The following is an 8,139-nucleotide window of genomic DNA, read 5'->3' as shown; positions in this document are numbered from 1 at the left end:
CGGGGGGCGGCTGTTCGGCGACGGCGGCAGCGGCGGCCCCGGGAGCGGCATTATCCCTAACAGCGCTGGCGGTAATGGTGGAAATGCCGGGTGGCTCTTCGGCAGCGGCGGTGACGGTGGCTCCGGCGCTGGCAACGCCTACGGCGGCGCGCCCGGCAGGACGGGGCTGCTGATCGGTAACGGCGGCAGCGCCGGCTCCGGGACGCAATTTTCACTAGTGGTGACCGGCGCTGACGGCGGGTGGCTGTTCGGCAACGGCGGCGACGGCGCCAGCAGCTCCAACTCGGCAGGTGCTGACGGTGGGAATGGCGGACTATTTGGCAACGGTGGCAACGGCGGGGCCGGCGCAAGCGGACTGGGAGCCGGATTCAGTGGAAGCAACGGCGGCAACGGTGGTAACGGTGGGTGGCTGATCGGCCACGGTGGGCACGGTGGGGCCGGCGGCAGCGGAAACTTCTTTAATGTCGGCAGCACTCCGGCCGGTAACGGTGGCAACGGCGGCAACGGCGGAGCCGGCGGCCTGCTGTACGGCGACGGCGGGGCCGGCGGGACCGGCGGCACCGGCGGAGTCGGATCCCTGGTGCCCGGCGGCACCGGCGGTAACGGCGGTAACGGCGGCAACGCGAAGCTCATCGGTGACGGCGGTAACGGCGGTAACGGCGGTAACGGCGGGTTTGGAACTACTTTCGGGGCCGGCGGTGGCGGCGGCAAAGGCGGCAGCGGTGGATCGTTGGTCGGCGTCAACGGAACGACCGGTCAGGCCGGCATGTGACCTATTGTGTGCGGAAGTCTGTCGCTGGCCGGCAGCGGCTTGACCGGCGCGTGGCATCCACCACCTACTCCGCTGTAACCTGTTGACAGTACGATCACGTTGGCGGACAACATGATCGGACGCTTCGCAACGTATTGGCACTCGCGAGGTGCGATTTCTGCGTTCCTGCCGAATGGCTGAGCCCCCAGGGTCGGCAGAGCTACTCCGTCTCGTCGTCGTCTGCGTGCCGTCTGCCGATCCACGACACCGCCCGAACTCATACCCGCAACCTATCGACCGCCACCGACAGGAATCGGGCAGAAAGTGGCTGCCAAACAACAGATTTCACATGTTTACTCACAGCGAAGAGCCACCCATCTTCGCCGTGCCTACCGCGGCGCGGCGATTCCTCGGGTAGCAATGGGTAGCAACGGGTAGCGACGGGTAGCAATGGGTAGCAACGGGTAGCAACGGGTTGCAAACGCACCAATGCCGCCGACGGCTGGACCCACACGCACAGCGTCCCTGCGGCAGGCCCCGCGCGATCGCCTCACCGCGCCAGCGCCATAACTGCAAGACTCGAGATAGCGTGCGGGTATGGCCGCCGTCGAATTGCAGATACTCGAAGATGACATCGCGCTGGTCACGTTGAACCGGCCCGGGCTGTTAAACGCCATTGACGGCTCGCTGATCGACGCGATGGATGAGGTGTTGGGCGTGCTCACCCGAGCCGAATTCCGGGTAGCGATCCTTACCGGAGCCGGACGGGGATTTTGCGCCGGCGCCGACCTGAGCGGCACCGGCGAGCCGTGGGTCAAGGCCAAGCCGGCCAGCCCTGCATTCAAGACCAGCTACGACTCCCAGGTGCGGCTGGCCGATCTCTATGTGCGGCTCTACGAGCTGCCCATCCCGGTGATCGCCGCGGTCAACGGTGCCGCCGTCGGGGGCGGGCTGGCATTCGCGCTGCACTGCGACATCCGGATCGCTTCCGAGCTAGCCCGGTTCGGCTCGCTGTTCATCAAGGCCGGCTTCTCGTCGATGGACATGGGCACCAGCTACCTGCTGCCGAAGATCGTCGGCGCCGGAGTGGCGCGGGAACTCATGCTGACCGGACGCATCATCGACGCGGCCGAAGCCTACCGCATCAAGCTGGTCCACGAGGTGGTGGCGCAGGACGACCTCATGCCCGCAACCCTGGCCAAGGCTCGCGAGATCGCCGCGAACAACGCTTTCGGCGTGTGGCAGACCAAGATCGGGCTCAATACCGCGTTGGATGCGCCCAGCTTGCGGCATGCCATCGAGATCGAGAACCGCACCCAAATGCTCACCGGCTTCACCGATAACCCGGCCGAAGCCGCCAAAGCGCATCGGGAAAAGCGGGCACCGAAATGGGATCCGCTGTGATGCCTAGACTTTGGCGATCACCTTCTCCGCATACCGTTCGAGGTGGCGGATCTTTTGCTCCAGGGGCTCGGTGTCGGGCCCCTTGACGTAAGGCCAGCGGAAACCCACGATGATGTCGGTGACTCCCTTGTCCTCGAGCCGCTTGACACCGTCCGTGGTGTAGGCGTCCATCGAGATCACATGGATCTCAAACGGGCCGGTCTTTCCCTGCTCGTCCCGAAACCTCTTGACACGGGCGATAAGTCGGTCGAGTTCTTCGGCGCTGGTGCCGCCGCCGTGCATCCAGCCGTCCAAGCGTGCCGCGCGCCGCAGGGCGGCATCGGCGTGGCCGCCCACCAGGATCGGGATCGGCTGGGTGGGAGCGGGACTCATCTTGGTCTTCGGGATGTCGTAGAAGTCGCCGTGGAATTCGAAGTAGTCTCCGGTGGTGAGCCCCTTGACGATTTCGATGCATTCGTCAATTCGCTTGCCCCGCTTGGCAAACGGCACGCCCATCAGCTCGTAGTCCTCCGGCCACGGGCTGGTGCCCACGCCGAGCCCCACCCGGTTGCCGATCAGCGCTGCCAGTGAACCCGCTTGCTTGGCCACCAGTGCCGGCGGCCGGACGGGTAGCTTGAGCACAAAGAAGTTGAACCGCAGCGTCGTGGTCACCGCGCCCAACGCGGCCGTCAGGACGAAGGTCTCGATGACCTGCTTGTCTTCCAGGAATTCCCGATTGCCGTCCGTGGTGTAGGGGTACTTCGAGTCGGACTGGTACGGGTAGGCCAGGCTGTCGGCGATCGTCATGCTGCTGTAGCCGGCAGCTTCGGCGGCCTGAGCCAGCGGAATATAGAACGCCGGGTTGGTCAGTGCCTCTGCATAGCTGAACCGCACGTCATCCGTACCTTCTGTATTCGGGCGTCATGCCCGAATACTAGAACGCGTTCTCATTCGCCGGGCGGGTGGCCGACGGCGTCGGCGCTTGCCGTGCCGTTCGCGCGGAACACGAGCGGCAACCACCCCAAAAACGGTCGACGCACCGGCGCCGCGGTCGTCGGCAGGTGGATCGTCACCGGCTAGAGCTGGTTTTCCGGGCCGATGATCGCCCAGACCGTCTTGCCGGACGATGTGGGAGTGCTGCCCCACGCACGGCACAACGCATCGACAATGGCCAGGCCGGACACGTCGATGCCCTTGGGCGGAGATTTCAGCCGCATGGCCGGTGCAGTGCTGCCGTCGGAGACCGCGATCGTCGCCGCCGGACCGTCGCTGAACACCCGTACCACCGGCTCACTGCTGGTGTGTTTGAGCACGTTCTCCACGAATACATTGACGACTACCAAGGCGACGGGGATCAGCCCGGGCTTGGACCAGGAGGTGAGCCATTCGCGAACCAGTTGCCGCGACTCGCGAAGGCTGTTCAAATGTGCGGGCAGTTGTGCCTGGGCATGCCGGACGTTGCGGCGCGCCAGCCGGCCGACGGCCTTGATCGCGCCCTTCTCGGTGGGATAGACCGGCATGAATACCGCGACTCCGGAGCGGGTGACCGCGTCCCGGCCGGCACGACTGGCGCAGACGAGCACGATCGGAACGTTCGGCCGCGTGTCGGCCTGCCAGCGCGCGCCAATAAAGGCCGACCACGCCGCGTCATCGGGAACCTGCAGCCCGCTCACATTGACGATCACGGCGGTCGGCTCGTCCAGTGTCGCCTTCATGATGCTGTCGCGCAGCGACGCCGAGTTGGCCGCGCCGAGCACCCCTTCGACTGCCAGGACGACGGTTGACTGCTCGAGTCGTGTCGCAACGGCCAGTGAACTCGACGACTTGGCCACCGCGCTCACCGCAGCCGACCTTCCGGGGCCGTCTCACTCAACCGCGGGCCGGGCGGTGCGGGGGTAAGCCCGGTTGCATGACGGCGGGACGTCATGAACCGGCCTGCCAGGTCCGTCCTGTGGTCCGGTTCCATGTCCTGCTCCTCGAACTGCTGCCCGTGCAATTGCTTGAGGATGCCGCCCGCGGGAGCGGCGGAGATTTCCATCTTCGGTCAAGTATCGCGAATTGCCTACGGCCGCCGGCGTCACCCGGTCGTGGGGTCCGCTCGTCGGCCCATCGGCCGGCGCGGGCCGGGTCAACCCCCGGACCCCGCTCCCAAGAGCCGAACGCTACCTCGCTGACCATGCCGCTCTCGTTTGTGTCGTCGTCTGCCGCAGCACCAGCCACCCAGGGCGGTTACCCGCAATAGGCGCGCGGTCAACCTCTAGTCTGGCAGGCACTCAGCCTATCGGGAACTGCCCGGTGGAGCGGGACGATCGGCGCAACAAGACGGCGAAGCTGCTGCTACCGGACACTTGACGGGTACGGTGGCGCCCCCACTCCGGCGACGGAGTGGGTGCCCCAGGGCGTTTGTTCGACGATGCGGGCAGGCGCGCTGCGTTCACCGACTGTCAATGTCGTGGTCCTTGATCGGGAGAGCGGGGCCTGCGGAAGCGGATCCAGGACGGTGCCTTGCCAGTGGTAGTTGCCGTCGATCGGATCGAGGTGACCGGTCAGGTGGACACGCACCGGAAGCCGGGCTCCGCCTAAGTCCAATGTCGCGGCCCCGTCATAGGTGTCGTCACCGGGCGCGCTGGCGGACAGGTCGAACGCCCCGGACACCCGCTGCGCCCGGACGGGCTGCAATTGGGCGCGCTCGTTGAACACCTGCTGACTGCTGCGCAGCACCTCGATGCGGGAGCTGCCGGTGCGGTTCATCAGGTCCAGGCACTCGACGGCGTAGCGGGTTTGCGCGGTGACGTCGGCGTTATCGGGACCGGAGATGAAGAAATAGTTGGGAAAGCCGTGCACGGCGATGCCGAGGAAGGGCTCCATGCCGTCGTGCCAGGCCTGCCGGAGGGTCACGCCGCGAGCGCCAACCAGCGCCCGCTCGGGCAGCTGATCGGGGATGGCGAAGCCGGTGCCGTAGATGATCGCGTCGGCGCCGTACTCGACACCATCGTGGGTGTGCACGCCCGACGGCGTCAGCGCCGCGATCGCCGAACCGGCCAGTGCGGCTGATTGCCGCGGCTGCCCGCCGCGCAGGCGGCGACGCAGCCAGCGTCGGGCTCGGGTTGTCATCAGCGGCAGGTCGCAGACCACGCGGCGCGGTGGCTGGGCAACAACGGTGACCGAGGCCGCGGAGTCCACGAGCCGGTCGAGGTGCCGGGCGACGGCGGCGTCGGTGCCCACCGCGACAATGCGTTTGCCGGCCGCCTCGAAGGCCGGATTCCAGGCCGCCGCATGAAACGATTCGCCGCCAAAGTCGTTGCGCCCGGGCAGGTCCGGTATCCACGGAACATACGGCGGCCGGTGTGCGGCAATGACGACGCGGCCACGGGCAACGTCGCCGCCAGCGGTGGTCAGCCCCCAGGAGTCGGTGTCGTCGTCGAACACCGCAGCGAGCACCTCCAGTGCCGGGTCGGCAGCGCTGTCGATGACGACAACGTCACTGACACCGGCCGCCGCCAACGTGGCCCGGGCGACCCGGCCGCGGGTACCCGCACCGACGATGATCACGTGGTGCAGGCCGGGCGCCTCGATCACAGAAACTTGCTGCGCTTCCAGGCGCGGCGCGCGATGGGACCCATCAGACCCACGTCGGTCAAAAACGCTGCCAGCGGCGCGAATCCGGTCACCTGCATCTGGTAGCGGTGCGGGCTGTTGCGCGCAATCATGCGGGCCCGTCTCGGGTCAAGGCCGGTGCGCGCGTATGGGATCGGATTGCTGAACAGGTACCGGAAGAAGTACCCGCCAAGGCCGTTGATGTTAGCCATGAACCATCGGTTGAGCCGCGGCATGTTGGCGACCCTCTTACGTGCGCCATCGCGGGCGAACTGGATATGACGGGCTTCTTCGGTGACGTGAATCCGCATGAGCCGCTGGATAATTGGCTGCAGCTCCGAGTCGTCCATCATCTGCCGTTGCAGCGAGTCGAAGATCTCCTCGCCGATCAGGGCGGCCACCCACAGCATCGAACCTCGCTGAAAGGCCAGCGGCAGCGCGTTGATGACCATCCGATGCATTCGCTGGGGCCGCACCGGCTTGGCGCCGATGCGCTCGATGGCTTTGCCGAACATCACCATGTGGCGGGTCTCGTCGCCGAGTTCGGTCAGCTTGTAATGCGTCGAGCGGCTGGTGGGGTCCTCGTGCAGGATGGTGCGCAACAGCGATTGGTTGAGCATGTTCTCGAACCAGATGCCGGCTGATAGCGTGTTGACCAGTTCCTGCTTGGACAGCTCGATTTGCTGCTCGCGGGTCATTTCGTCCCACATCGGGGTGCCGTACAGGGACACCAGTTTGGGCGGTAGATAGAACTTGTCCGGATCCAGCGGGGCGTCCCAGTCAATGTCGACGACGGGCTCATAGGACTTCTTGACCGAACCCTTGAGCAGACGCTCGGAGAACTCTTCACGACTGGGTCCATTTGACGGGGGCCCGGTTGGTTTCACCACGGTGGTCATCGTTGGTGTCCCTTCATCAGGTGGTTCAGACGTTAGGGAGATCACACTCGATAGTCAATACCCAGGGTACTAGGTACCGGAGGTCTCGGTTAGGTATTCGGTTAGGTTTTCCTGGTCTCAATTACGTTGTGTTGCATGGGCCGGCACATCCACGTCATCGGCATCGGCGCCGGAGATCCCGACTACCTGACTGTGCAGGCGATCAACGCGCTCAACGACACGCAAGTGTTCTTTGCGATGGACAAGGGTCTGGGTAAGGGCGGAGCCACACGCGACCTGGTTGCGCTGCGGCGCCAGATCTGCGAGCGGTTCATCCGGGAGCCGGGATACCGATTCGTCGAGCTGCCCGACCCGAAGCGATCGACCGAAACCGACTATCGGGAAGCGGTCTTTGACTGGCATGCGGCGCGGGCGCGGATCTGGGCGGCGGCCATCGCCACCGAACTGGCTCCCGACGGCGTGGGCGCCTTTTTGGCCTGGGGTGACCCATCGCTGTACGACAGCACGCTGCGCATCCTAGATGCCGTGTCCGCCGAGGTCGACATCAGCTACGACGTCATTCCGGGTATCACCGCGGTGCAGGCGCTGACTGCGCGGCACCGCATCCCGCTGAACGAGGTGGGCGCTTCCGTGCTCATCACGACCGGCAGGCAGCTGCGCGCCCGGGCGGTCACCGGCTCGGCGGTGGTGATGCTCGACGCCGAGTGCTCGTTTCTGAGCTGCCCGCCGCAAACCCGCATCTGGTGGGGTGCGTACCTGGGTACTGCCGACGAATTGCTGGTTGCCGGCACAGTCGGCGAGGTCGGGACACGTATCGCGGCGTTGCGTGCCGAGGCGCGGGCGCGGCACGGCTGGATTATGGACACCTACCTGTTGCAAGCGCCAGATTAAGCACAGCATGAGCTTCTTGACGGTTTGTCAAGAAGGGTGCGATGGACCCTCCGGTTCGCGATAGCATCGGTACTTCCGCATTGTGTCGCACGTCACTTCGCGATTGCGGGGAATTTGCAGTGACGGGGAGGTTCGTACATGTCGTGGGTGATCGCCGCGCCCGAGTACGTGGCTGCAGCGGCCAACGATCTGGCAGGTATTGGTTCGGTGCTGGGTCAGGCCAATATGGCGGCGCTGGCCCCGATATCGGGTGTGCTGCCCGCCGGAGCCGACGAGGTGTCGGCTGCGATCTCGGCGTTGTTCGGCGCCCACGCGCAGGCATATCAGGCGCTCAGCGCGCAGGCAGCCATGTTTCACCAGCAGTTCGTGCAGCTCATGACCGCCGGTGCCGGAGAGTACGCCGCGGCGGAAGCCGCCAACGTGCTGCCGATGCAGCTTGCGGCGGGGGCCATCAACGATCCCGCGGCGCTCACTGTGAGTGCACCCGCGGTCAACGGGGCCGCGGGGACGCCGCAACACGTGCGCGCCGGTGGGTTGTCCGGCACTGGCGGTTCCGTGGCGCCGGCCCAACTCAGCAGCAATGGCGGGGCGGTCGTCGCGAGTGGGGTGGCACCCGCC

General features: G+C 66.1%; 10 protein-coding genes and 1 pseudogene. 5 read left to right on the top strand and 6 right to left on the bottom strand.

All coding sequences use genetic code 11. From position 1 onward, the window contains the following. Both EET13_RS30570 and EET13_RS22975 read left to right on the top strand, forming a co-directional pair. A pseudogene (locus tag EET13_RS30570) lies at nucleotides 1–772 on the top strand (PE family protein); the annotation flags it as partial. Nucleotides 773–1,348: 576 nt separating this feature from the next. Further along, nucleotides 1,349–2,155, top strand: coding sequence for an enoyl-CoA hydratase/isomerase family protein (locus EET13_RS22975; RefSeq protein WP_122444427.1), 807 nt, complete (start codon nucleotides 1,349–1,351; stop codon nucleotides 2,153–2,155). Nucleotides 2,156–2,158: 3 nt separating this feature from the next. Here EET13_RS22975 and EET13_RS22970 read toward each other — a convergent pair whose 3' ends face one another. The 4 genes from EET13_RS22970 to EET13_RS30990 are packed head-to-tail and all read right to left on the bottom strand — an operon-like array spanning nucleotide 2,159 to nucleotide 4,172. Further along, nucleotides 2,159–3,028: a TIGR03619 family F420-dependent LLM class oxidoreductase gene (locus tag EET13_RS22970; protein ID WP_122444426.1), complete on the bottom strand. Its 870-nt coding sequence runs from the start codon at nucleotides 3,026–3,028 to the stop codon at nucleotides 2,159–2,161. Nucleotides 3,029–3,081: 53 nt separating this feature from the next. Continuing rightward, on the bottom strand, nucleotides 3,082–3,207 hold the full coding sequence (locus EET13_RS32440; RefSeq protein ID WP_280177745.1) for a hypothetical protein: 126 nt from the start codon (nucleotides 3,205–3,207) through the stop codon (nucleotides 3,082–3,084). 3 nt (nucleotides 3,208–3,210) lie between these two features. Next, a complete protein-coding gene (locus EET13_RS22965) occupies nucleotides 3,211–3,975 on the bottom strand; it encodes an STAS domain-containing protein (protein ID WP_122444425.1) in 765 nt (254 codons plus the stop codon). Then, nucleotides 3,972–4,172 (bottom strand): hypothetical protein, encoded by a 201-nt coding sequence (locus EET13_RS30990; protein ID WP_122444424.1) that lies wholly within the window; start codon nucleotides 4,170–4,172, stop codon nucleotides 3,972–3,974. The genes EET13_RS22965 and EET13_RS30990 overlap by 4 nt, the downstream gene beginning before the upstream one ends. Between EET13_RS30990 and EET13_RS33120 the strand changes: the two genes are divergently transcribed. Beyond that, a complete protein-coding gene (locus tag EET13_RS33120; protein WP_483237970.1) occupies nucleotides 4,099–4,308 on the top strand; it encodes a hypothetical protein in 210 nt (69 codons plus the stop codon). The genes EET13_RS30990 and EET13_RS33120 overlap by 74 nt on opposite strands. 163 nt (nucleotides 4,309–4,471) lie before the next feature. Here EET13_RS33120 and EET13_RS22955 read toward each other — a convergent pair whose 3' ends face one another. Next, entirely contained in the window at nucleotides 4,472–5,458 is a 987-nt protein-coding gene (locus tag EET13_RS22955; protein ID WP_244604065.1) for a DUF4873 domain-containing protein, read from the bottom strand. A gap of 251 nt (nucleotides 5,459–5,709) precedes the next feature. Next, nucleotides 5,710–6,630, bottom strand: a complete 921-nt coding sequence (locus tag EET13_RS22950) for an AurF N-oxygenase family protein (RefSeq protein ID WP_122444423.1) — start codon at nucleotides 6,628–6,630, stop codon at nucleotides 5,710–5,712. A gap of 135 nt (nucleotides 6,631–6,765) precedes the next feature. On the opposite strand from EET13_RS22950, the gene cobF reads away from it, so the two are divergent. Further along, nucleotides 6,766–7,521 (top strand): precorrin-6A synthase (deacetylating), encoded by a 756-nt coding sequence (gene cobF, locus EET13_RS22945; protein WP_122444422.1) that lies wholly within the window; start codon nucleotides 6,766–6,768, stop codon nucleotides 7,519–7,521. Between the two features lie 138 nt (nucleotides 7,522–7,659). Beyond that, nucleotides 7,660–8,139 (top strand): PE family protein (locus tag EET13_RS32435; RefSeq protein WP_280177889.1); only part of this gene is annotated, 480 nt, incomplete at its 3' end.

The sequence above is a fragment of the Mycobacterium attenuatum genome, assembly GCF_900566085.1.
Taxonomy (GTDB): Bacteria; Actinomycetota; Actinomycetes; order Mycobacteriales; family Mycobacteriaceae; genus Mycobacterium; species Mycobacterium attenuatum.
This window is presented reverse-complemented; position numbering and strand designations above follow the sequence as displayed.

Bases quoted from the DNA above. Each gene is read 5' to 3' on its own strand.
- EET13_RS22975 (WP_122444427.1), top strand. From the start codon at position 1,349: ATGGCCGCCGTCGAATTGCAGATACTCGAAGATGACATCGCGCTGGTC.
- EET13_RS22950 (WP_122444423.1), bottom strand. From the start codon at position 6,630: ATGACCACCGTGGTGAAACCAACCGGGCCCCCGTCAAATGGACCCAGT.
- EET13_RS33120 (WP_483237970.1), top strand. From the start codon at position 4,099: ATGTCCTGCTCCTCGAACTGCTGCCCGTGCAATTGCTTGAGGATGCCG.
- EET13_RS30990 (WP_122444424.1), bottom strand. From the start codon at position 4,172: ATGGAAATCTCCGCCGCTCCCGCGGGCGGCATCCTCAAGCAATTGCAC.
- cobF (WP_122444422.1), top strand. From the start codon at position 6,766: ATGGGCCGGCACATCCACGTCATCGGCATCGGCGCCGGAGATCCCGAC.